Source organism: Xenorhabdus sp. PB61.4 (genome assembly GCF_963894935.1).
GTDB classification, from domain to species: domain Bacteria; phylum Pseudomonadota; class Gammaproteobacteria; order Enterobacterales; family Enterobacteriaceae; genus Xenorhabdus; species Xenorhabdus stockiae.
Map to the genome: position 1 here is coordinate 14656 of NZ_CAWQJR010000158.1, position 24322 is coordinate 38977.

At 45.4% G+C, this 24322-nt stretch carries 19 protein-coding genes; 4 read left to right on the forward strand and 15 right to left on the reverse strand.

Annotation, left to right across the window (positions count from 1 at the left end; all coding sequences use genetic code 11):
• Window positions 1–19: 19 nt before the first annotated feature.
• The 7 genes from rffG to trxA form a co-directional block, all read right to left on the reverse strand.
• Window positions 20–1168 carry a dTDP-glucose 4,6-dehydratase gene (gene rffG / locus AACX68_RS10625; protein ID WP_228859116.1) on the reverse strand — a complete coding sequence of 383 codons (1149 nt, stop codon included), beginning with the start codon at window positions 1166–1168 and terminating at the stop codon, window positions 20–22.
• Window positions 1165–2427 (reverse strand): UDP-N-acetyl-D-mannosamine dehydrogenase, encoded by a 1263-nt coding sequence (wecC, locus tag AACX68_RS10630; RefSeq protein ID WP_228859117.1) that lies wholly within the window; start codon window positions 2425–2427, stop codon window positions 1165–1167. The genes rffG and wecC overlap by 4 nt, the downstream gene beginning before the upstream one ends.
• Window positions 2424–3554, reverse strand: coding sequence for a non-hydrolyzing UDP-N-acetylglucosamine 2-epimerase (gene wecB / locus AACX68_RS10635; protein WP_228859118.1), 1131 nt, complete (start codon window positions 3552–3554; stop codon window positions 2424–2426). The genes wecC and wecB overlap by 4 nt, the downstream gene beginning before the upstream one ends.
• A gap of 56 nt (window positions 3555–3610) precedes the next feature.
• On the reverse strand, window positions 3611–4666 hold the full coding sequence (gene wzzE, locus AACX68_RS10640) for an ECA polysaccharide chain length modulation protein (protein WP_228859119.1): 1056 nt from the start codon (window positions 4664–4666) through the stop codon (window positions 3611–3613).
• Window positions 4667–4699: 33 nt separating this feature from the next.
• Window positions 4700–5788 carry a UDP-N-acetylglucosamine--undecaprenyl-phosphate N-acetylglucosaminephosphotransferase gene (gene wecA / locus AACX68_RS10645; protein ID WP_228859120.1) on the reverse strand — a complete coding sequence of 363 codons (1089 nt, stop codon included), beginning with the start codon at window positions 5786–5788 and terminating at the stop codon, window positions 4700–4702.
• Window positions 5789–6148: 360 nt separating this feature from the next.
• Complete coding sequence (gene rho, locus AACX68_RS10650) at window positions 6149–7408, reverse strand: transcription termination factor Rho (protein ID WP_010845326.1); 1260 nt, start codon at window positions 7406–7408, stop codon at window positions 6149–6151.
• 705 nt (window positions 7409–8113) lie between these two features.
• Entirely contained in the window at window positions 8114–8440 is a 327-nt protein-coding gene (trxA, locus tag AACX68_RS10655; RefSeq protein ID WP_369800383.1) for a thioredoxin TrxA, read from the reverse strand.
• A gap of 134 nt (window positions 8441–8574) precedes the next feature.
• Here trxA and rhlB point away from each other — a divergent pair, with 134 nt between their 5' ends.
• Together rhlB and gppA are read left to right on the forward strand one after the other, a co-directional pair.
• On the forward strand, window positions 8575–9858 hold the full coding sequence (gene rhlB, locus AACX68_RS10660; RefSeq protein WP_228859121.1) for an ATP-dependent RNA helicase RhlB: 1284 nt from the start codon (window positions 8575–8577) through the stop codon (window positions 9856–9858).
• 37 nt (window positions 9859–9895) lie between these two features.
• The gene (gene gppA / locus AACX68_RS10665; protein WP_228859122.1) at window positions 9896–11404 is read left to right on the forward strand and encodes a guanosine-5'-triphosphate,3'-diphosphate diphosphatase; all 1509 of its coding nucleotides are present in this window, start codon (window positions 9896–9898) and stop codon (window positions 11402–11404) included.
• Window positions 11405–11498: 94 nt separating this feature from the next.
• Here the strand turns inward: gppA and rep are convergent, their stop codons facing one another.
• A complete protein-coding gene (rep, locus tag AACX68_RS10670) occupies window positions 11499–13529 on the reverse strand; it encodes a DNA helicase Rep (protein ID WP_228859123.1) in 2031 nt (676 codons plus the stop codon).
• 245 nt (window positions 13530–13774) lie between these two features.
• Between rep and AACX68_RS10675 the strand changes: the two genes are divergently transcribed.
• A complete protein-coding gene (locus AACX68_RS10675; RefSeq protein ID WP_228859124.1) occupies window positions 13775–14890 on the forward strand; it encodes a class II histone deacetylase in 1116 nt (371 codons plus the stop codon).
• A gap of 51 nt (window positions 14891–14941) precedes the next feature.
• On the opposite strand, the gene ilvC is transcribed toward AACX68_RS10675, so the two are convergent.
• The gene (gene ilvC / locus AACX68_RS10680; protein ID WP_228859125.1) at window positions 14942–16420 is read right to left on the reverse strand and encodes a ketol-acid reductoisomerase; all 1479 of its coding nucleotides are present in this window, start codon (window positions 16418–16420) and stop codon (window positions 14942–14944) included.
• A gap of 166 nt (window positions 16421–16586) precedes the next feature.
• Here ilvC and ilvY point away from each other — a divergent pair, with 166 nt between their 5' ends.
• Window positions 16587–17498 carry an HTH-type transcriptional activator IlvY gene (ilvY, locus tag AACX68_RS10685; protein WP_228859126.1) on the forward strand — a complete coding sequence of 304 codons (912 nt, stop codon included), beginning with the start codon at window positions 16587–16589 and terminating at the stop codon, window positions 17496–17498.
• 83 nt (window positions 17499–17581) lie between these two features.
• Here the strand turns inward: ilvY and ilvA are convergent, their stop codons facing one another.
• The 6 genes from ilvA to AACX68_RS10715 form a co-directional block, all read right to left on the reverse strand.
• Window positions 17582–19129 carry a threonine ammonia-lyase, biosynthetic gene (gene ilvA / locus AACX68_RS10690; protein ID WP_228859127.1) on the reverse strand — a complete coding sequence of 516 codons (1548 nt, stop codon included), beginning with the start codon at window positions 19127–19129 and terminating at the stop codon, window positions 17582–17584.
• Between the two features lie 2 nt (window positions 19130–19131).
• A complete protein-coding gene (ilvD, locus tag AACX68_RS10695; RefSeq protein WP_228859128.1) occupies window positions 19132–20982 on the reverse strand; it encodes a dihydroxy-acid dehydratase in 1851 nt (616 codons plus the stop codon).
• A gap of 97 nt (window positions 20983–21079) precedes the next feature.
• Window positions 21080–22006: a branched-chain amino acid transaminase gene (locus AACX68_RS10700; RefSeq protein ID WP_228859129.1), complete on the reverse strand. Its 927-nt coding sequence runs from the start codon at window positions 22004–22006 to the stop codon at window positions 21080–21082.
• A 25-nt stretch (window positions 22007–22031) separates the two neighbouring features.
• Window positions 22032–22289 (reverse strand): acetolactate synthase 2 small subunit, encoded by a 258-nt coding sequence (gene ilvM / locus AACX68_RS10705; RefSeq protein WP_228859130.1) that lies wholly within the window; start codon window positions 22287–22289, stop codon window positions 22032–22034.
• A complete protein-coding gene (gene ilvG / locus AACX68_RS10710) occupies window positions 22286–23932 on the reverse strand; it encodes an acetolactate synthase 2 catalytic subunit (protein WP_228859131.1) in 1647 nt (548 codons plus the stop codon). Before ilvG ends, ilvM begins: the two co-directional genes overlap by 4 nt.
• 137 nt (window positions 23933–24069) lie before the next feature.
• Entirely contained in the window at window positions 24070–24162 is a 93-nt protein-coding gene (locus AACX68_RS10715) for an IlvGEDA operon leader peptide (protein ID WP_099109290.1), read from the reverse strand.
• Window positions 24163–24322: the final 160 nt, after the last annotated feature.

Below are 24322 nucleotides of genomic sequence, written 5' to 3' on the forward strand. Positions count from 1 at the left end.
GATAATATGAGGCGAATTCTTATATCTCCCCGCGTCGCGGGGAGATATCACACTCATCTTGAAGTTGAATGGGTTTATCTATTTGATCAAACTGTCCATCATGTTCAGACAAACCAAGGCGTTCTCCCGCATAAGAGCCATCCTGCACCCTGCGCCACCAGTTTTCGTTTGCCAGATACCACTGCACTGTCTTACGAATACCGGATTCAAACGTTTCCTGTGGTTTCCAGCCCAATTCACGCTCAATTTTTGCGGCATCAATGGCATAACGCATATCATGCCCCGGTCGATCTGTAACGTAAGTAATCAGCTCTCGGTAATGCGCCACACCTGCTGGTTTTTCCGGCTTAAACTCTTCCAGCAACTCGCAGATAGTCTCGACCACGTCAATATTACGGCGCTCGTTATGGCCGCCAATATTATACGTTTCGCCCGGTACAGCCTGAGTCACTACCAGATGCAGCGCCCGTGCGTGATCTTCCACATACAGCCAGTCCCGGATCTGTTTTCCCTCACCGTAGACAGGCAAAGGTTTACCCGCCAGTGCATTCAGGATCACCAGAGGGATCAACTTTTCCGGAAAATGGTAAGGCCCATAGTTATTCGAGCAGTTCGTGATCACTGTTGGTAAACCATAAGTGCGTCGCCATGCCCTGACCAGATGATCACTGGATGCCTTGGATGCTGAATAAGGGCTGCTCGGTGCATAAGGTGTCGTTTCTGTGAAAAAGCCCTCTTCGCCATGCAGATCACCATAGACCTCATCCGTTGAAATATGGTGAAAACGGAATGTTGCCTGTTTTTCCTGATCTAACTGCTGCCAGAATGCACGAGCCGCTTCTAATAGGGTGTAAGTACCAATGATATTGGTTTCAATGAATGCCGCTGGCCCATCAATGGAGCGATCAACATGGCTTTCCGCCGCCAGATGCATCACCGCATCAGGCTGATATTGCTGAAAAATACGTTCCAAAGCATCACGATGACAGATATCCGCCTGCTCAAACGCATAACGAGGATGATCAGCGACCGGTGCCAGTGACTCAAGATTGCCGGCATAAGTCAGACTATCAACCACAACGACACTGTCTTCAGTATGGTTGATTATATGGCGAACCACCGCAGAACCAATAAACCCTGCTCCACCAGTAATTAGAATACGTTTCAACGCCAGACTCCTTTGCTATCTACAACCCATTTTTGTTTTATCTGGCTGCCATTGATAGCCTTAAACTGGCTATGATCCACCAGCATCAAGACAACATCAGCCTCTTCCAGTGCCTGTTGTAGGCTGACCAGCTCCACTACACCTTCCAGTGAATGAGGCAGTTCGTGAATATTCGGTTCAACAGCCAAAGTAGAACCAGCGTGCCACTGCGCAATCATTTTGGTGATATGAACTGCCGGACTTTCACGTAAATCATCAATGTTTGCTTTAAACGCCAGACCAAAGCAGGCAATCTTAATTTCACTGGCTCGTTTGTCGCTTTCCGCCAGACAATCCGCGACTGCGGCTTTCACCTGATCAACCACCCAAAGTGGTTTGTCGTCGTTAACAAGGCGGGCGGTACGGATCAGGCGAGACTGCGTAGGATTCTGTGACACAATAAACCACGGATCGACTGCAATACAGTGCCCACCGACTCCCGGCCCCGGTTGCAGGATATTGACCCGAGGATGCCGGTTTGCCAGACGGATTAATTCCCAGACATTAATTCCCTGTTCAGCACAGATAAGCGAGAGTTCATTGGCAAAGGCGATATTAACATCCCGGAAGCTGTTCTCAGTCAGCTTACACATTTCTGCCGTTCTGGCGTTGGTGATAACACATTCACCTTCAAGGAAAATTTTATATAACTCACTTGCTCTGTAAGAGGATTTTGGGGTCATTCCTCCCACAACACGGTCGTTTTTGATTAGTTCCACCATGACCTGACCCGGTAATACCCGTTCAGGACAATAAGCGATATCAATATCTGAATTTTCCCCTGCCTGTTGCGGGAAGGAGAGATCCGGTCGGGCTTCTGCCAGCCTCTCAGCCATTTGTTCCGTCGCACCGACAGGCGAGGTTGATTCCAGAATAATCAGATCGCCTTTTTTCAAAACAGGTGCAATGGATTCTGCTGCTGAATAAACATAAGCCATATCAGGCTCGTGATCGCCCTTAAAAGGCGTAGGAACCGCAATCAAAAATGCATCCGCTGGCTGAGGTGAAGTTACCGCTCTCAGATAACCACCTTCAACAGCTGCTTTTACAACTTGATCCAAATCAGGCTCAACAATGTGAATCTTTCCACGATTAATCGTCTCCACTGCATGCTGGTTAACATCAACACCAATAACCGTTTTCCGGCAGGAAGCAAATGCTGCCGCAGTAGGTAAACCGATATAACCAAGACCGATCACAGAAATTGTTTCAAAACTCATAATGTCACCTGATTTTTCTTCAATATTTCCAGAATTTTCTGGCAAGCCTTGCCATCCCCGTAAGGATTATGGGCCCGGCTCATTTGTTGATAAGCGGAGTTATCCGTCAATAAACGCGTGACTTCATCAACAATAGTTTGGGTTTTTGTTCCTACCAACCGCACAGTACCCGCATCAGCCGCTTCCGGCCGCTCTGTGGTATTACGCATTACCAGAACGGGCTTACCAAGAGAAGGAGCTTCCTCCTGAATCCCGCCTGAATCAGTCAGGATCAAATAGGCATGATCCATGAGATAAACAAAGGGCAGGTAATCCTGTGGACTGATAAGAATAATATTCTCAATACCATGCAAAATACGTTTTACCGGTTCGCATACATTAGGGTTCAGGTGTACAGGATAAACAACCTGCACATCTGGGTGCATTCTGGCGATTTGCGCCAGCGCTTCACAAATTCGCTCAAAACCACCGCCAAAATTCTCTCGGCGATGGCCTGTTACCAAAATCATCTTTTTAGCAGGATCAATAAAGGGGTAAAGCTCGGCAAGCTGCCCCCTTAATATGTCATCATGCATAATGCGATCACGCACCCAGAGCAAAGCATCAATAACGGTATTTCCCGTAACGAAAACAGCCTTGTCTGCAATAGATTCCTGTAAGAGATTACTGCGGGAATTTTCTGTCGGAGCAAAATGATACGTTGCCAGATGACCTGCAATTTTACGGTTGGCCTCTTCCGGCCATGGAGAATAAAGATCGCCTGTTCTCAGCCCGGCTTCAACATGTCCTACCGGAATTCGCTGGTAAAAAGCCGCCAGACTGGTTGCCATTGTGGTGGTGGTATCACCGTGTACCAGTACTACATCTGGCTTGAATTCATTTAATACCGGCTTTATGGATTCAAGTATCCGGCAGGTAATATCCGTCAGATCCTGCCCTTTCTTCATAATATTGAGATCAAAATCCGGCTTGATCCCGAATAAGTTCAGTACCTGATCCAACATTTCCCTATGCTGTGCGGTCACACAAACTTTTGCCTCAAAATCACTATCCTCGGCTAAAGCGTGTACCAGCGGTGCCATTTTGATGGCTTCCGGGCGAGTACCAAACACAGTCAACACTTTCACAGCGGCTCTCTTATTTTGTTAATCATTGCTGGGTGGTTCCACAAAGGAATATAAAATTATGTGCGTGAACGCCTCGCTAATGCGACTCCGGCACCAATCAACAGACCTACACCTCCCCACAAAACCATCATAAATACACGGCGAGGGCTGTCTCTATTAACGGGCTCTTCTGGCGTTCTAAGATAACGGTAGGTCTGAAAAGTGTTCTGTAAAGTGGGGCCGACACTGAGTGTCGACAGCATCGCTATATTTTGATCATAATCGATACTGTAATTAGGGCCTGTAGCCTCCAGTGTTTCAAGCTGAGCCTGCAGTAATGGGACTCCCAGCATAAACATTTTGGATTCAGGTAATTCACCGATAGGTGTGTTTGTCTGGTTACGCTGAATACCCTGTTTTTCAGCAACTTTTAATGATTGCTGCAATACGTTCAATTCACGGTTATACATGGCCTTAGCGACGAGCTCCTGCCGTTTGACCAGCGCTTTCATTGACTGAGTCCGTGTTGCCCATGCGCCTTTTATTTCGTCATTCAGATGAGTACTCGCACGCTGGTTAGCAAAAGCAATGTACTCCCGCAAAAGCCGGTTAGCATCAGCAGCGGTTTCTGCCGTCAGTTTGATACTTTCATTCTGGACATTTTTTTCACCGCGACGAGTCACCTGAATATTGTTGATTAATTCTTCCAGTAACACCGCATCAGCTTTGCTCTTACCATCATGACGCTGTTTGTAATAATTGGAGTGCAGCCAGAATTCACGACGAGTATCATAAGCTTCAGCTTGTATCATGAACTCTTTGTAAGCCCCATCGGGAATAGTCGGCAGTTGGGCTTCCGGTGAAGCATTAATATGTGTATCCAGATTGCGCAAAAATTGCTGTTGTGAGTAATAACTCCCCAGATTATTAGTTGTCGGTAAATCCACAATAGCGGTTGCGCTCCATTTTTGCTGCATCAGATACGATGCAGCCAGAGCAACAGCAGCGAAAATTATTGCCAGTGCGATAATCCATATCTTTCCACGCCACAGAGCACAACATAGCGCACGAATATCCAGTTCATGCTCTGTAACCGTTTGATCCTGATTAGATTTCGTTTCTGAGTTTTCCACTGCGCAAAACCTCTTTGATAAGCCGATGTTTTTTTAGTGATGGCTTGCAACCCGACGCATCCGACGTTTACACCGTTTAATAAAACGGGCCACACGCCATGCTCTTTTGATGCAATAACCATACAACATAAATGCAAGCAAAAATAATGCCAACATTACCCATTGAGGAACAAAATCCAGCCGTTCGCCAATAATACCAATCCCGGCTAACAACGCTGCAGCCATCGTGATTAAGACAAAGGCCTGACGGGATGTGAAACCAGCACGCATGATTAAGTGGTGAATATGCTGACGATCTGGTGAGAATGGACTCATTCCCTTACGCAGTCGGCGATACATAATCGCAACCATATCCATCAACGGAATAGCAATGATCCATAAAGCCGTCACAGGATTGATAGAACGATTTCCCCCCTGAGTCGCTTCAGTCAGCAACCAGATAATGGTAAAACCAATTAATGTGCTCCCGGCATCTCCCATAAAGACTTTAAAGCGTTTACCCAACAGCCCCAGATTAAGAAAAATATAAGGCAGTATCCCGGCGATAAATGCAAAGCACCAGAATGCTAAAGCTGTATTTCCGCTCTCATACAGCAGGATACCCAGAGCCCCGAAAGAAACGCAGGACAGGCCACCTAACAGGCCATCAATACCATCCATCATATTGAAGGCGTTTATAGCTGCCCAGACCGCAAACAGGGTGACAACATAGCTAAATGGCCCAAGCGCCATCTCCCATGGCCCAAAAACCTCACCCAGATTTTCTAATCTAAGCCCAGCAAAGTACATCATACTAATGCCAACTAAGGCTTGAATTATCGCCCGGATCTTTACACTAAGATCAAAACGATCATCTAGTGCACCAATAAAAACCAGTATTCCAGCGCAAGATAAATATATCCATTTATGGGGGATAAACTCTTTTGTTATCGCAAAGCCAAAACAAATTCCAAAAAAGATAGATATCCCTCCTACCAAGGGGATTACTCCATGATGACATTTACGGGAATTAGGTTTATCTACAAGGCCGATATGTTGTGAGACCTTACGCGACACAAATAAAAATATAAATGAGAATACAAAGACGCATAAAATTTCAGCAGTTATACTGGGAATATTCACAATAACAACTCTCTGCAAAAAGAATGGTAGAGCATATATTATTCATTGACTTTTATATTCCCTTTAAGATCAACTTATTAAATAAGCATCCAGTCAATAAATAAGGTGCCAACAATAAATGTAAGATAACTACACGCTGGTAAAGCTAGTCGTAGATCGTGATCAATAATTATTCACGGAGCACCTATTTCAGCACTGCTTGGGAACACGTATCTTCTAAAGATAAATAAGCAAAATACATGCCATTTTGTGGTAACTTAAACTCTATCTATAAAAAACGCCACAGCAGAGTGGCGTTTTTTTGAAGAAGTGATCGCTTAATTACTTTTTGTTTATGGACTATCAATTTTTATTTGCAGACTACGAACGTTTCATAAAGTCGAAAAATTCTTCGTTTGTTTTTGTCATAGCCAGTTTATTGATAAGGAATTCCATTGCATCAATTTCACCCATAGGATGAATAATTTTACGCAATATCCACATCTTCTGTAGCTCATCCTGAGTCGTGAGCAACTCTTCTTTACGCGTACCAGAACGGTTGTAATCAATCGCAGGGAAAACACGTTTTTCTGCAATCTTACGGGACAGGTGCAATTCCATATTACCTGTACCTTTAAATTCTTCGTAAATGACCTCATCCATTTTAGAACCGGTATCAACCAGTGCTGTAGCGATGATGGTCAGGCTACCACCTTCTTCAACATTACGTGCTGCACCGAAGAAACGTTTTGGACGATGCAGAGCATTGGCATCCACACCACCGGTCAGCACTTTACCAGAAGCCGGAACAACGGTGTTATATGCACGGGCAAGGCGGGTTATGGAATCCAACAGGATAATAACGTCTTTTTTATGTTCAACCAGACGTTTTGCCTTCTCAATGACCATTTCAGCCACTTGAACGTGGCGGGAAGCAGGCTCATCAAAAGTAGAAGCGATAACTTCACCTTTTACCAGACGCTGCATTTCGGTCACTTCTTCCGGACGCTCATCGATCAGCAATACCATCAATACGCAGTCCGGATAGTTATGTGCAATGTTCGCCGCAATGTTTTGCAGCAACATGGTCTTACCCGCTTTTGGTGGTGCTACAATCAGACCACGCTGACCACGACCGATAGGTGCAGCCAAATCCAGAACCCGGGCTGTCAGGTCTTCTGTAGAACCATTACCACGCTCCATACGCAAACGGTTATTAGCATGAAGTGGGGTGAGGTTTTCAAACAGGATCTTGCTGCGGGCATTTTCTGGCTTATCAAAGTTAACTTCATTAACTTTTAACAGGGCAAAATAACGTTCACCTTCTTTCGGTGGGCGGATTTTACCTGAAATGGTGTCACCGGTACGGAGGTTAAAGCGGCGGATTTGACTAGGAGAAACGTAGATATCATCGGGGCCTGCAAGGTAGGAGCTGTCTGCTGAGCGGAGGAAACCGAATCCATCCTGCAATATCTCCAGCACACCATCTCCGAAAATATCCTCTCCGCTCTTCGCATGCTGTTTGAGGATAGAGAAAATAATGTCTTGCTTGCGCATACGAGCCAGATTTTCCAGCCCCATATTTTCGCCGAGAGTAATTAACTCTGATACCGGCGTATTTTTTAATTCGGTAAGATTCATAATGGTGGGTTCTTTAACTCGGGGTATATCTCGAACTATGAACGTGAATGGTATGGCAGCGTTATCGGTGCCTGTTTATTTGTACCCAAAACAAATACAACCTTTTAACATATAAATTTATATTACAAGGTAATAGTCTGAAGTACTCTAATTGATTTCAAAATAAGGCTAACAAACTGTGAATGCACGGCTGAGATGGTAATAACAAAATGTGATTAAGTTCAGAACTAAAAACTATCTCAGTGAAAAGCTATCTCAGCGTAAGTACCGTTTCAACAAATACTGTTTTAGCAAAAATTATCTCAGCAAAAGAGGTTCAGTAAAAGAAGGCTTCAACATAGACGCTGGAACGAAAACATCATTGGGATGTTAGCATAAAGACGTCTTCAGCATCAGGCTATATACTGAATGACTCACTATATATGCTTTTAGATACTATATGCTTTTAGATACTGTACTAAATACGATATGCCATCAGATATTTCAAGGTGTCAGAGATAACAGATTTATCAGACACTACAGATTGTTTAGTATGTAACATGTCCGTTGTCAATTATTCATGCAGATGATGAAAATTTTTCTATGCATGTTCCATATAAGCACGTGGTCGCTAACTTACCATGCTTCGTAGCGGACGTCTAGCTGTCAGTAAGATAAATCACCTTATCCGCTAAACGTCCTTAATTACTGTGAGCAAACTCTAAGTTAGAGGTATGGCTCCAAAAATTCTTTCAGTTGAGTTTTTGACAAAGCTCCCACTTTTACTGCGACTTTCTCACCGTCTTTAAACAGAATCAGTGTCGGGATGCCACGGATACCAAATTTTGGTGCGGTTTCGGTGTGATCATCAACATTCAGTTTAGCCACAGTCAGCTTACCTGCATATTCTGCCGCGATTTCATCCAGAATAGGAGCGACCATTTTACAAGGACCACACCATTCTGCCCAAAAATCAACCAGAACAATACCTTCTGATTGCAGTTTATCTTCATTAAAGTCACTGTCTGCCAGATGAATAACGCCAGCACTCACAATCTTTTCACTCATTAATTGGACTCCAAAGTAAAATCTTTTAGGTTATCAGTCTACATTAACCAACATAAGGTGTCTTTATTTCAGCGGATACACTTTCTTAAAGCAATAGTTAGCTGATATTCTACCACACTATGAGCAAAACACATTTGACAGAAAAGAAGTTTTCCGACTTCGCATTGCACCCCAAGGTCATTGAAGCCCTTGATAAAAAGGGCTTTTCAAACTGCACGCCAATACAGGCGCTAACATTGCCTTTTACTGTCGAAGGCCAGGATGTTGCGGGGCAAGCACAAACAGGAACGGGTAAGACGCTGGCATTTCTGACGTCTACTTTTCATTATTTACTCAGCCATCCCGCTGCGGCGGATCATAAAACCAATCAGCCACGCGCGCTGATTATGGCTCCGACCCGCGAACTGGCTGTCCAGATTTATTCTGATGCAGAAGAACTGGCTGAAGCTACCGGGCTAAAAATGGGGCTTGCTTATGGCGGAGATGGCTATGATAAGCAGCTAAAAGTACTGGAAGCCGGTGTTGATATCATCATTGGTACTACAGGCCGCCTGATTGATTATGCTAAGCAGGGATATATTAATCTCAGCGCTATTCAGGTTGTTGTACTGGATGAAGCGGATCGGATGTATGACCTTGGTTTTATCAAGGATATCCGCTGGCTATTCCGTCGTATTCCTTCTGCGACTCAGCGTATGACGCTGCTGTTTTCCGCTACACTCTCTTATCGGGTACGTGAATTAGCTTTTGAGCAAATGAACAATCCTGAATATGTGGAAGTCGAACCATTACAGAAAACAGGGCACCGTATTAAGGAAGAACTGTTCTATCCTTCCAATGAAGAGAAAATGAGTCTGTTACAGACCCTGCTGGAAGAAGAGTGGCCCGACCGCTGTATTATTTTTGCTAATACCAAACATCGCTGTGAAGATATCTGGGCACATCTGGCTGCCGATGGTCATCGTGTCGGCCTGCTGACCGGCGATGTCGCACAGAAAAAACGCCTGCGTATACTGGAAGAGTTCAGTCTGGGGAATGTGGATATTCTGGTTGCTACCGATGTTGCTGCACGCGGGCTGCATATTCCATCAGTAACACACGTATTTAACTATGATTTGCCGGATGACTGTGAAGACTACGTCCATCGCATTGGCCGAACCGGCCGGGCAGGCGAAAGTGGTCATTCAATCAGTCTGGCCTGTGAAGAATATGCGCTGAATCTGCCAGCTATTGAAGAATATATTCAGCACCAGATCCCTGTAAGCAAATATAACAGTGATGCATTGCTGAAAGATTTACCAGTGCCCAAACGCCGTAACCGTTCGCGCTCAGGGGGACATCCACGCCGCACTAATATGCCACGCCGTGGAAACACTGTTCGTAATCGTAAACGCAATCCGTAAACGTTCAGGCTGATTAACGTAATTCTGGAATAACAAAATGCTGAGTTCTTCTTCGCTCTATGCCGCTATCGATTTAGGCTCAAACAGCTTTCATATGCTGGTTGTCCGTAGAGTATCCGATAGTATTCAGGTGGTTGCCCGAATCAAGCGTAAGGTCAGGCTGGCCGCTGGATTAGATAAAAATAACCACTTATCACAACAGGCAATGGAACGAGGATGGCAATGCCTTCGCCTTTTTGCGGAATATTTGCAGGATATTCCTGCTCCACAGATCCGCGTTGTCGCGACAGCTACACTGCGACTTGCTGAAAATTCCGGTGAGTTTGTCGGGAAAGCCTCTGAAATCTTAGGTTCCCCGGTCAAAGTTATCAGAGGGGAAGAAGAAGCCCGGCTGATTTATCAGGGCGTTGCTCACACCACAGGCGGTCCGGAGGAGCGTCTGGTGGTGGATATTGGCGGGGGCAGTACAGAGCTGGTTACAGGTACGGGCGCAAATGCCACACAGTTATTCAGCCTTGAGATGGGTTGTGTTACTTGGCTCGAACGTTATTTCAATGATCGCAGCCTGACAGAAGAAAACTTTGCTAAAGCAGAGGCGGCAGCTCACCAGATCCTTGCTCCGGTCACCACGACACTGCTGAAACAGGGCTGGCAGATTTGTGTCGGAGCATCCGGCACCGTTCAGGCGCTTCAGGAGATTATGATTGCTCAGGGCATGGATGAACTTATCACTCTGCCCAAACTGCAACAACTCAAATCTAAAGCGATTGAATGCGGGAAGCTGGAAGAGCTGGAAATAAATGGCCTGACTCTGGAGCGGGCACTGGTTTTTCCAAGTGGCCTTGCAATCCTGATTGCTATCTTTCAGGCATTAGAAATTGAGAGCATGATTCTGGCAGGAGGCGCGTTGCGAGAAGGTCTGGTTTACGGAATGCTGGAATTACCTGTCGAGCAGGATGTCCGGGCCAGAACCCTACAGAATATTCAACAGCGTTTTCAAATTGATGCAGAACAGGCACTGCGCGTCAGGCAACTGGCAGAACATTTCTTTCAGCAAGTTGCTAAAACATGGGAACTGGATGAGCGATGCCGGGAACTGTTAGTCAGTGTTTGTTTACTGCATGAAATCGGCCTGTGTATCGATTTCCGTCAGGGGCCGGCTCATTCTGCTTATCTGATTAGTCATTTAGATCTACCCGGTTACACCCCTGCTCAAAAACGCCTGCTAGCGACATTATTGCAAAATCAGAGCGGAGCTATCGATTTAGCATCACTGAATCAGCAAAATGCCTTACCGGCACAGCTGGCACTGCGATTGTGCCGTTTACTGCGTCTCGCCATTATTTTCGCCAGCCGACGGCAGGATGACTCTTTGTCCGCTCTGCGCTTACAAGCTGAAAATGAAACGCTTACCATCACGCTTCCATATCAGTGGCAAGCCCACCATCCTCTCAGGGCTGAAATCCTGCATCAGGAAAGTACATGGCAACATTATGTCCATTGGCTACTTTTTATTGAAGAGCAGAACAACACCCATTTGGGATAGACTCAACGCCTTATAAAGAATGAATCCCTCGCTCCAATTACATAGTTGAACATGCAGCTGGAGGGAGGGATTACGGCAGGTTTTCCTAACGAGATCAGTCACCGCCCGTTTTCTGTCCAAGGCCAAAACGGGATTTGATATCAGCAAGACGTGATTGCCCCCGTTTCATGCGTTCTTCTGCACTGACCACTTTCTTGCCTTGCGGCCAGTCCAGATCATCCTGAGGCAACTCTAACAGAAACCGACTCGGTTCCGGGCGTATCAGCTCCCCGTACTGACAGCGCTCTTTACTCAGAGTAAGAAAGAGTTCACGCTGGGCGCGGGTAATACCGACATACGCCAAACGTCGTTCTTCCTCGATATTATCTTCATCAATACTGCTCTGATGTGGTAATAATCCTTCTTCCATACCCACCATAAAAACATAAGGGAATTCGAGCCCTTTGGAGGCATGCAGCGTCATAAGCTGTACCTGATCCGACTCCTCACTTTCCTCTCCGCGCTCCAACATATCCCGCAGAGTGAAGCGGGCTACGACCTGAGAAAGCGTCATCGGTTCATTCAGGTCATCCCCTTCGAACATCTCACTCATCCAGGTAAAAAGCTGGTTAACATTCTTCATCCTCATTTCAGCCGCTTTAGGGCTGGGGGAAGTTTCATACAACCAACTTTCGTAATCCATGCCATGCAATAAATCCCTTACAGCTAACAATGGATCTCGTTCTGCCTGATGTGAAATTTCATTTATCCAGTGGGTAAAGCGCTGTAAGGCTGCCAATCCACGACCAGAGAGATTCTGCTCCAGACCAAGATCGAAACTGGCATGATACAGACTTTTGTTACGCTGCTTGGCCCATTCGCCTAGCTTCTGAACCGTCACCGCACCTATTTCTCTACGCGGTGTATTGACAACCCGTAGAAAAGCGCTGTCATCATCAGGATTAGTCAGTACGCGCAAATAAGAAAGTAAGTCCTTAATTTCCGGCCGGGAAAAAAATGAAGTTCCACCAGAAATACGATACGGTATACGGCTTTGCATCAGCATTTTTTCAAAAATGCGGGATTGATGATTACCGCGATACAGGATTGCGTAATCCTTATAATCGGTTTTATTGATAAAGTGATGTGCGATCAACTCACCGACTACGCGTTCAGCTTCATGATCTTCATTATTGGCTTCGATCACACGAAGAGGATCACCATAACCCAATTCAGAAAAAAGTTTTTTCTCAAATACATGGGGATTATTTGCAATCAGAATATTTGCCGATTTCAGTATTCTCCCTGATGAGCGGTAATTCTGCTCCAGCTTGATCACATTAAGCTGGGGAAAATCTTCTTTTAACAGGATCAGGTTTTGTGGACGGGCACCGCGCCAAGAATAAATTGACTGATCATCATCACCAACCACCGTAAAACGTGCCCGGTTGCCAACCAACAATTTTACCAGCTGATACTGGCTGGTGTTGGTGTCCTGATATTCATCCACCAGCAGATAACGAATTCTATTCTGCCAGCGCTCCCTGACTTCTTCATCCCGCATTAACAGTAACGTTGGTTTAGTGATCAGATCATCAAAGTCGAGCACATTACAACTGTTCAAGTGTAAATCATAACGCCGATAACACTCAGCAAAGTGATGTTCCTGTTCTGAACGAGCCCGTCTTATTACCTGCTCCGGTGACATCAGATCATTTTTCCAGCCAGAAATACTTGAGATCAGTTTTTGTAGTAGATCTTTGTCTTCCTCCAGCAAATCCGCCGTCAAATCTTTCAGCAAGGCCATTTGATCCTGATCGTCGAACAAAGAGAAATTACTCTTCATGCCCAACGCCTTGTATTCACGTTTAATGATTTCCAGTCCCAGCGTATGAAAAGTGGAAATCATCAGGCCTCTGGTTTCCTTACGTCCCAATGTCTGTGCCACACGTTCTTTCATTTCGCGTGCCGCTTTGTTAGTAAAGGTCACAGCCGCAATATGGCGGGCTTGATAACCGCAGGCACGTATCAGATGGGCTATTTTATTGGTGATAACTCTGGTCTTACCGGAGCCTGCACCTGCCAGAACCAGACAAGGTCCTGTCACAAATTCAACCGCTTGTTGTTGGCTGGGATTTAATCGCATACTGTTTTGAAAGTTATATCAGGATGAAAAAAGCAAGGAACGAAATTGTAGCAGAAAGCCGTGTAATAAGGCGTTTTTCTTCACCAGTCAGGCCACTACGACGATTTATTCTTGAGTGAATCTAATACTCAACAATCAAAAATTATTATTTTATAGATCTTAAAATTCCTAATCCGTAATAGATTTACTACTTTTCTATATGTAATAAATAACAATGTCATAAAACCTGTCAAATAGGATGCAATATGTTACGCAAAACCGGTTTTTTCTTTGATGAAAGCTGCTTCTGGCACAATTCCGGCATACAGCATGTTGTCATGATTCCTGTTGGAGGATGGATACAACCTCCTTCTGGGTCAGGGCATGCTGAATCACCAGAAACCAAACGTAGAATGAAAAATTTAATGGATGTTTCTGGTTTAAGCCGTTCATTGCAGCTATCAGGCGCTGATCCTCTTGATGAAGCGACCTTAAAGCTCATCCACCCAACCGAGTATTTACAGCGTTTTAAATCTATGAGCGATAATGGAACCGGTTTGCTTGGGCATGAAGCACCTGTAGGGTCTGGCAGCTATGAAATAGCTAAACTGTCTGCCGGGCTGACCTGTGCCGCAGTAGAGGCCGTCCTGCATGGTGAACTCGATAACGCCTATAGCCTTTCCCGCCCTCCCGGACACCATTGCCTGCCAGATCAAGCAATGGGTTTTTGTTATTTAGCCAATATTCCCCTCGCCATTGAACGAGCCAAAAAGCAGTTTGGGCTTGGGCGGGTTGCAGTCGTTGACTGGGATGTTCATCACGGCAACGGAACACAACATATCTTTTGGGAACGTGATGATGTCTTAACTATTTCCCTGCATCAGGATGGTTGCTATCCCGAAGGTTATAGTGGAGAAGACGATATCGGTACGGGTAAAGGAGAAGGTTTCAATATCAATATTCCATTGGTGGCCGGAGCCGGACACAACAGCTACATGTATGCCATGGATCAAATCGTCTTGCCCGCACTATACCGTTACCAGCCTGAGTTGATTATTGTCGCCAGTGGCTATGATGCCAATGCCATGGACCCGCTGGCTCGCATGCAATTACACAGTGACAGCTTCCGGGAAATGACGCGCAAAATACAGCAGGCAGCAGATGAATTATGTGATGGTAAGTTGGTTGTTATCCATGAAGGTGGTTATTCAGAACTCTATGTGCCTTTCTGTGGTCTGGCTGTGCTGGAAGAATTAAGCGGCGTTCGCACGGAAGTTCAGGATCCTTTACTGGAAATGGTCCAGAGACAGCAGCCAAGAGAACATTTTGACACATTCCAGCGTCAGGAGATTGATGCACTGAAACTGAGATTTCATTTGTAGCCCGGCGGGGGAAAACAGTATGCCCGATACATCGTATCGGGCATAGCATCATTATCCGCCAACAGCAATGCGTTTCATATCAGTCATATAACCACGCAAAGTCCGGCCTATAGTTTCAATCGGATGGTTACGAATCGCATCGTTCACATCACGCAACTGAGCGTTATCGATACCATTATCAGCAACAGTTTTACCTAAATCCCCTGCCTGTAAAGATGACATAAATTCTTTCTGCAACAGGGGTACTGCCACATAAGAGAACAGGTAGTTACCGTATTCAGCCGTATCAGAGATGACGACGTTCATTTCGTAGAGACGTTTACGGGCAATTGTATTCGCAATCAATGGCAGTTCATGCAGTGATTCATAATAAGCAGACTCTTCGATGATGCCTGAATCCACCATGGTTTCAAATGCCAGCTCAACCCCGGCTTTAACCATGGCAATCATTAATACACCATGATCAAAGTATTCCTGCTCGCTGATATGACCACTGTAATCAGGGTAGTTTTCAAATGGTGTCTGACCGGTTTCAGCTCTCCAGTTCAGCAAATCCTTATCATCATTCGCCCAATCCGCCATCATGCCTGAAGAGAACTGGCCGGAAATAATATCATCCATATGTTTCTGGAATAACGGAGTCAGAATGGCTTTCAACTGTTCCGAAAGCGCATAAGCCCTCAGTTTTGCCGGATTGGAAAGCCTGTCCATCATCAGCGTAATCCCACCCTGTTTCAGGGCTTCAGTGATAGTTTCCCAGCCAAACTGGATAAGTTTACCGGCGTAGCCCGGCTCTGCACCATCAGCCACCAGCTTGTCATAACACAGCAGAGAACCTGCCTGTAACATGCCGCACAGAATGGTTTGCTCACCCATCAAGTCAGATTTTACTTCTGCTACAAATGAGGATTCCAGAACGCCTGCCCGATGGCCACCGGTTGCTGCTGCCCATGCTTTCGCGATTGCCATACCTTCGCCTTTTGCATCGTTTTCCGGATGTACAGCAAGCAGCGTCGGAACACCGAAACCACGCTTATATTCTTCACGCACTTCCGTTCCCGGACACTTCGGAGCAACCATCACAACAGTAATATCTTTGCGAACCTGTTCGCCCACTTCGACAATATTAAAACCGTGGGAATACCCCAGCGCGGCACCCTCTTTCATCAATGGCTGAACAGCCTGAACAACGGCAGAGTGTTGTTTGTCCGGCGTCAGGTTAATAACCAAATCAGCCTGTGGGATCAACTCTTCATAGGTACCGACTCTGAAACCATTTTCAGTTGCCTTGCGCCACGAAGCCCTTTTTTCTTCAATGGCTTCTTTACGCAGGGCATAGGCAATATCCAGACCGGAATCACGCATATTCAGCCCCTGATTCAGGCCTTGTGCACCACACCCGACAATCACCACTTTCTTGCCTTTTAAATACCCTGCCTCGTCAGCAAATTCTTCTCTTGCCATAAAACGGCATTTGCCCAGCTGCGCCAACTGCTGGCGTAAATTCAATGTATCAAAATAGTTAGCCATGGTGACTCCGATATAATTAGGTGTGATGTTGTTTGCATTCAGCCAATATATGCCATGAAAGACATTGCTTAAATTGATATATTGACAAGACTATATTGCAGTTTACGCAACATATCTTTTTTGAGACAATTCGCAGAAAAAACTTTCAGCAGAAGGCACTGAAACGATGGATCTACGTGATTTAAAACTGTTTTTACATCTTGTAGAAAGTTGTCATTTTGGCCGCACGGCTAAAACAATGCATGTCAGCCCTTCTACACTTTCACGCCAAATTCAGCGTCTTGAAGATCAATTGGCTCACCCACTGTTTCTGCGGGATAACCGGACAGTAAAACTCACCACTGCGGGCGAACAGCTAAAACAATTTGCCCAGCATACATTATTACAATATCAGCAGCTGCTTCATTCTCTGAATCATCAAAGCCCGTCATTAACGGGAGAATTACGCCTTTTCTGTTCAGTAACAGCCGCTTATAGCCACCTTCCTCAGGTTCTGGATAAGTTTCGGGCTGAACACCCTTTGGTGGAGATCAAACTGACAACAGGCGATGCCGCCGATGCCGTTGATAAAGTTCAATCAGAAGAAGCGGATTTGGGTATTGCAGGTAAACCTGAGAAACTGCCTGATAACGTCAGTTTTACCAAGATTGGCGAAATCCCGCTAGTTCTAATCGCCCCGGCTTTACCTTGTACTGTGAGATCATTAGCCACACAAGAATATCCTGACTGGAATGAGATCCCATTCATTCTGCCGGAACACGGCCCCTCCCGTAAGCGCATTGAACTTTGGTTCCGCCGTCACAAAATTAATCATCCACAAATTTATGCAACAGTTTCAGGCCATGAAGCCATTGTATCGATGGTGGCTTTAGGTTGCGGTATCGCTCTCATTCCTGCGGTTGTCGTTGAAAACAGCCCGGAACCGGTACGCAGCCGTATATCGCTGCTAGAAAATATTTCACTGGTTGAACCATTTGAATTAGGCGTTTGTGCACTAGGTAAACGGCTGAATGAACCGTTGATAAAAGCATTTTGGCGGTTGCTATCGTCTGATAGTTATTCATCAAGCATTGGATGATGATAAGGACAGAAGAAATTTCATCATTAAACTAATAGCGCCTGTTATGGCGCTATCTCTGTTTTCTACAGGCCTGAGTATTTCTATCTCAACAGCAAATTAAATGAGGGGTTATTCGTCTCATCATGATATTCGTAGCCTAACTCACCCAGATGTCGGTCAAAACGGAGTTCTTCCTCTGAAAGCTCAAAAGCCGTCAATACTCGCCCATAATCCGTGCCATGACTACGATAATGAAACAACGTGATATTCCAGTGCGCCCCTAATGTCTGTAAAAATTTCAGTAAAGCGCCTGGAGATTCAGGGAAAGCAAAGCTGAATAATCGCTCCTGCAACGGCTTGGATGGCCTGCCGCCAATCATATAGCGAACATGCAGTTTCGCCATTTCATCATCGGTCAAATCAGCGACCTGATAACCTGCTGCTTTTAACCCTTCAATAATTTCAATACGTTCCGTATTTCCACGGTTCAGTCTGATACCGACAAAAACGCAGGCCTTATTTGGTTCGGCAGAATCCGAATAACGATAACTGAATTCTGTCACAAAGCGGCTTCCCAACATCTGACAAAATGTCAGGAAACTGCCTTTCTGTTCAGGAATAGTGACTGCCAGCAAAGCCTCACGCTGCTCTCCCAGTTCACAACGCTCTGAAACATAACGCAAACCGTGGAAGTTTACATTCGCACCAGAAAGAATATGCGCGAGCCTCTCTCCCTTGATCTGATTCTGCTGGACGTATTTCTTCAATCCTGCCAGTGCCAAAGCACCTGAAGGTTCAGCAATTGCCCGCACGTCCTCAAAAATATCTTTCACAGCAGCACAAATAGCATCGCTATCAACTGTAATGACATCATCAACATATTTCTGACAAAGGCGGAATGTTTCATCCCCAATACGCTTGACGGCGACACCTTCCGCAAATAAACCAACTCTCGGTAAATCGACTGGGTGCCCGGCTTCCAGTGCTGCTTTCAGGCAGGCGGAATCCTCGGCTTCCACTCCAATAATTTTCATTTCCGGTACAAGTTGTTTAATCAGAACAGCAACACCTGCAATTAACCCGCCGCCGCCAACCGGAACAAAAATACGATCAAGGTGAACATCCTGCTGTAACAATTCCATTGCCAACGTTGCCTGACCGGCAATGACTGCCGGGTGATCAAAAGGAGGAACAAAGGTATACCTGTGTTCCTTTGCCATTTCGATAGCTTTGGCTTTTGCTTCATCGAAATTCGCACCATGTAACAGCACTTCTCCGCCCAGACTGCGCACAGCATCAACTTTAATATCGGCTGTCGCTACCGGCATCACAATAGTCGCTCTGATACCCACTTTACTGGCCGATAATGCAACGCCCTGTGCATGATTTCCTGCTGATGCCGTAATAACTCCCCTGACTTTTTGTTCTTCCGTCAGACTGGCAATCATCGCGTAAGCACCACGCAGTTTGAAACTGTGTACCAACTGACGATCTTCTCGTTTAACCAAAATGGTGTTATTTAAACGAGCGGAGATTTTTTTCATTTCCTGTAATGGCGTAACCTGAGCAACGTCATAAACGGGCGCACTTAGGGCTGCTTTGAGATATTCCGCCCCTTTAGGTTCAGGATTAAGAGGATAAACTACCACAATTACCCTCCCAGTTTAGTCTTATCACGCACAGCCCCTTTATCAGCGCTGGTCGCTAGTGAAGCATAAGCACGCAGGGCAAAAGAAACCTGACGCTCCCTGAATTTAGGTGTCCATGCTTTATCGCCACGGGATAATTCTTTCTGTACCCGCTCGGCAAGCGCTTTTTCACAGACATCCAACTGAATCTTGCGGTTTGGGATATCAATGTCGATGATATCGCCATCGTGTACCAGACCAATTAAACCGCCATTAGCAGCTTCAGGAGAGACATGACCGATCGACAATCCCGATGTGCCCCCCGAGAAACGGCCATCCGTAATCAAAGCACAACTTTTACCTAATCCCATTGATTTCAGGTAGGTCGTCGGATAAAGCATCTCCTGCATACCGGGGCCACCTTTCGGGCCTTCATAACGAATGACAACCACATCACCTGCTACGACTTTTCCTCCCAGAATCGCATCTACGGCATCTTCCTGACTTTCATAAACTTTAGCCGGGCCACGGAAAGTCAGAATACTTTCATCCACTCCTGCGGTTTTCACAATGCAGCCATCCACAGCAATGTTACCGGACAGCACCGCAAGCCCCCCATCCTGACTGTAGGCATAGGAAAGTTCACGAATACAGCCTTCTTTCCTGTCTGTATCCAAAGATGGCCAACGACAGTTCTGAGAAAAAGCCTGCGTAGTTCTAATACCTGCCGGGCCTGCTGCATACATGCTTTTTACAGCTTCATCGGCGGTTTGCATAACATCATACTGGGCCAGCGTTTGTGACAAATCTAAACCCAGAATATTCTTCACATGGCGATGTAAAAGCCCTGCTCGATCCAGTTCACCAAGAATACCAATCACACCACCAGCACGATGCACGTCTTCCATATGATATTTTTGGGTACTTGGTGCTACCTTACACAAATGGGGAACCTGACGAGACAGACGATCAATATCTGTCATGGTGAAATCAACCTCTCCCTCCTGCGCTGCGGCCAATAAATGCAGCACAGTGTTTGTTGATCCACCCATTGCAATATCCAGCGTCATAGCATTCTCAAATGCAGCTTTAGTCGCAATATTACGTGGCAACGCACTATCATCATTTTGCTCGTAGTAACGTTTAGTCAGTTCAACAATGCGCTTACCCGCGTTGAGAAACAGAGTCTTGCGATCGGCATGTGTAGCAAGTAATGAACCATTTCCCGGCTGAGAAAGCCCCAAGGCTTCCGTCAGGCAGTTCATTGAATTCGCGGTAAACATACCGGAACAGGAACCACAAGTCGGGCAGGCAGAGCGTTCAATCTGATCACTTTGTTCATCACTGATATTCGGATTGGCTCCCTGAATCATGGCATCGACCAGATCCAACTTGATGATTTGATCCGATAAGCGTGTTTTTCCTGCTTCCATCGGGCCGCCGGAAACGAAAATAACCGGAATATTCAGGCGCAGAGATGCCATCAGCATACCGGGAGTGATTTTATCGCAGTTCGAAATACACACCATTGCATCCGCACAATGTGCATTCACCATATATTCCACAGAATCCGCAATCAGCTCACGGGATGGCAATGAATACAGCATTCCACCGTGCCCCATTGCGATACCATCATCAACGGCAATAGTGTTAAATTCCTTTGCAACACCTCCTGAAGCCTCAATCTGCTCTGCAACCAGCTTGCCCAAATCCCGCAAATGAACATGCCCGGGTACGAATTGAGTAAATGAATTCACAACAGCAATGATAGGTTTTCCAAAATCCTCATCAGTCATCCCCGTAGCACGCCATAAAGCGCGCGCCCCTGCCATATTACGGCCATGGGTTGTTGTAGCAGAACGATATTTAGGCATTATTTTTCACTCCCATATCTGTCTAATATTGATAGCATCTAATCAGCATCTGAAAACAGGCGGGGAACGAACCGCCTGTTAGTTTTTTATTTTTTTATTAAGGATTCACAGGGTCTAACCAGCCCCATTTATCTTCTGTCGTGCCATCAAATAAGCCAAAAAATGCATTTTGAATTTTCTTGGTAACTGGTCCGCACCGGCCACTCCCGACCTGAATACCATCTACACTACGAACCGGAGTGATTTCTGCGGCTGTGCCAGTCATAAAAACTTCATCAGCCAGATAAAGCGATTCGCGGGAAAGAGTCTGTTCACGCACTTCCAGACCGAGATCCTGTGCCAGTCTGATGATAGCGTCCCGAGTGATCCCCGGTAGGGCAGAAGAAGAAAATGGCGGCGTGAACAAAATACCATTTTTTACTTCGAATAAATTTTCACCTGCACCCTCTGAAATATAACCATGAACATCCAGAGCAATACCTTCCTGATAACCATGACGCCGTGCCTCACTCCCCACCAGCAAAGAAGACAAATAATTTCCGCCCGCTTTTGCCGCTGTCGGGATAGTGTTGGCTGCTATACGATTCCACGAAGAAACCATTGCATCAATCCCCTGATCCAGTGCTTCTTCACCGAGATAAGCTCCCCACGGGAAAGCAGCAATGATGACATCTGTTTGATAACCTTCGGGAGGATTAACCCCCATACCCACATCACCAATAAAAACTAATGGACGAATGTAAGCGCTGACTAATTTATTTTTGCGAAGTGTTGCACGACAAGCTTCCATTAACTCATCAATACTCTGGCTCACTGGCATACGGTAAATTTTGGCTGAATCACGTAAACGCTGCATATGCTCTCGGTGACGAAAAACAACCGGCCCTTTATGGGAGTTATAACAACGAATACCTTCAAAGACTGATGTTCCGTAATGCAAGGCGTGGGACATAACGTGTACTTTTGCATCAGCCCAAGGAACCATTTCGCCATTGAACCAAATATAATCAGCTTGCTTTGTCATTATTTTGTTTCCTTTCCATCGCGCACTATGCGCTTATCAATTGTGATTTATTATGTTGTATCTCAACACCGGCAACATCAACCAGCTTTACCAACTGAGCAAAAAGTAAATTTACAGGGCGCTGGCTGGCAACAGTGAGTTCAATACATACACTATCACTATCTACTGTATGATCCATATTCAATGCGCATATCTGAAAACCCCTATGACGGATAACTCTCAGAATTCTTTCAAGAATTTCAGGGCAGAACCGAGCCTGAATAGCAAGTTTATGTTGCATCATAATAACTTCTCCAACATATTTGCATTGCTTGCGCCGGGTGGAACCAATGGCCAAACATTTTCAAATTCATCAATGGATACGTGTAACAAATAAGGGCCTTCACTATTGAACAAGGCGTCCAATGCAGCATCTATCTGTGATTTTTCAGTAATATGCTGGCCCGGAATATCAAACGCTTTTGCTAAGGTAATAAAGTCAGGATTATCAGTCAGGATTGTTTCGCTATAACGACGGTCAAAAAATAACTCCTGCCACTGTTTTACCATTCCCAAACGCTGGTTATCCAATAAAACCATCTTGATTGGCAGTTTCTTGCGTTTAATCGTCCCCAGCTCCTGAACATTCATCATGAAAGAACCATCACCGGATATACAAATCACCATATCGTCCGGGCGAACCATCTGCGCTCCAATTGCAGCTGGAATACCAAACCCCATCGTTCCCAGTCCACTGGAAGTAATAAAATTTTCCGGTCTGTCAAACGTCATATGCTGAGCTGTCCACATCTGGTGCTGCCCAACATCGGTAGTGATAACAGTATTAGGTGGCTTGCGCTCAGATATCAGTTTCAATAGGGCTGGGGCATAAATTTTTTCGCCCTGATAGTCATAACGCCATGCGTGTATTTCTTTTAACTGCTTAACTTCTTGTTGCCATGCTTCGATCGATAAAGGCTGCTGTAGATAAGGTAGTAATGTTTTTAAATTACCTTTTAATGAAATATGTGCCTGACGTAATTTATTTAATTCAGCCGGATCGATATCTATATGGATGACTTTGGCATGGGGGGCGAAGGTATCTAATTTCCCTGTCACACGGTCGTCAAAACGCGCTCCAACGGCAATCAGTAAATCGCAGGACTGAACAGCTAAGTTAGCCGTCTTTGTTCCGTGCATTCCTAACATACCCAAATAACATTCATGTTGGGCATCTGCAGCCCCTAATCCTTTAAGAGTAGAAACAACCGGGATTCCCGTTGCTTCTACCAGACGACGTAATTCAGGTACTGCGCCAGCTATTCCAACCCCTCCTCCTACATATAAAACAGGTTTTTGAGAATAAACCATCATATTGCGGGCTTGTTTCAGGGCGTTCTCAGGAAGAGGAGATGGGGTAACAGCAGGGCTCAAATAAGGTGTAAAATCCCCCTGTTTTAACTGAATATCTTTTGGTAAATCAATTAGAACAGGACCGGGGCGGCCTTCCATAGCGATGGAAAACGCTTCCGCCATAATTTGAGGTAATTTTTCCAGCGATTCCACCAGAAAACTGTGTTTAGTACAGGCAAGAGAAAGCCCCAACATATCGATTTCCTGAAAAGCATCGGTACCGATAACTTCAGAACTGACCTGACCGGTAATGGCAACCACAGGCACAGAATCCAATAGCGCATCAGCCAGCCCTGTGATTAAGTTTGTTGCCCCTGGTCCCGATGTGGCAATACAGACTCCCGGTTTATCGCTTGCCCTTGCATAACCAATGGCTGCCATAACCGCCCCTTGTTCGTGGCGACATAGCAAATGTTCAATACCACCATCATACAAAGCATCATACACTGGCATAATGGCTCCGCCGGGGTAACCGAAAACTTTCTCCACTCCCTGTGTCCGTAGTGCCTGTACAACCCATTGCGCCCCATTCATAGCCATCCTCCTATCGGTATTTACTCTGTCAGCGGCTTCTTGTGATGTTGTTTTATGTTTGTTTATAAGTGCTAAAAAAAACCCCCGCTCTATTTTTTAGGGCGGGGGTCTTTGTGAAATCTGGCTGTATTTTATGTCTACGCCTTCCTTCGTCCAAGTGCGCCCCCGCACGGTAGAATAATCACTACCACGCTAATAATTAGGCTAATCACGAGAACATATTTCTTCATAAAAGTGCGTTCATACTCTTTATAGGCTCGACATATATTTTAGAATTATCACTTTCTATTATTGTTGACAATGATTATTTTTATTTTTTTACGAAGAAAAAATATTATTTATATTTTTCAATTAGATAAATAAGAACCAGATAAATTCACTGAATTTTAT

Bases quoted from the DNA above. Each gene is read 5' to 3' on its own strand.
- rhlB (WP_228859121.1), top strand. From the start codon at position 8,575: ATGAGCAAAACACATTTGACAGAAAAGAAGTTTTCCGACTTCGCATTG.
- AACX68_RS10715 (WP_099109290.1), bottom strand. From the start codon at position 24,162: ATGAAGAAATATGTTCTCGTGATTAGCCTAATTATTAGCGTGGTAGTG.
- ilvG (WP_228859131.1), bottom strand. From the start codon at position 23,932: ATGAATGGGGCGCAATGGGTTGTACAGGCACTACGGACACAGGGAGTG.
- ilvD (WP_228859128.1), bottom strand. From the start codon at position 20,982: ATGCCTAAATATCGTTCTGCTACAACAACCCATGGCCGTAATATGGCA.
- rho (WP_010845326.1), bottom strand. From the start codon at position 7,408: ATGAATCTTACCGAATTAAAAAATACGCCGGTATCAGAGTTAATTACT.
- ilvM (WP_228859130.1), bottom strand. From the start codon at position 22,289: ATGATGCAACATAAACTTGCTATTCAGGCTCGGTTCTGCCCTGAAATT.
- rep (WP_228859123.1), bottom strand. From the start codon at position 13,529: ATGCGATTAAATCCCAGCCAACAACAAGCGGTTGAATTTGTGACAGGA.
- wecC (WP_228859117.1), bottom strand. From the start codon at position 2,427: ATGAGTTTTGAAACAATTTCTGTGATCGGTCTTGGTTATATCGGTTTA.
- AACX68_RS10700 (WP_228859129.1), bottom strand. From the start codon at position 22,006: ATGACAAAGCAAGCTGATTATATTTGGTTCAATGGCGAAATGGTTCCT.
- ilvC (WP_228859125.1), bottom strand. From the start codon at position 16,420: ATGGCTAACTATTTTGATACATTGAATTTACGCCAGCAGTTGGCGCAG.
- ilvY (WP_228859126.1), top strand. From the start codon at position 16,587: ATGGATCTACGTGATTTAAAACTGTTTTTACATCTTGTAGAAAGTTGT.
- AACX68_RS10675 (WP_228859124.1), top strand. From the start codon at position 13,775: ATGTTACGCAAAACCGGTTTTTTCTTTGATGAAAGCTGCTTCTGGCAC.
- gppA (WP_228859122.1), top strand. From the start codon at position 9,896: ATGCTGAGTTCTTCTTCGCTCTATGCCGCTATCGATTTAGGCTCAAAC.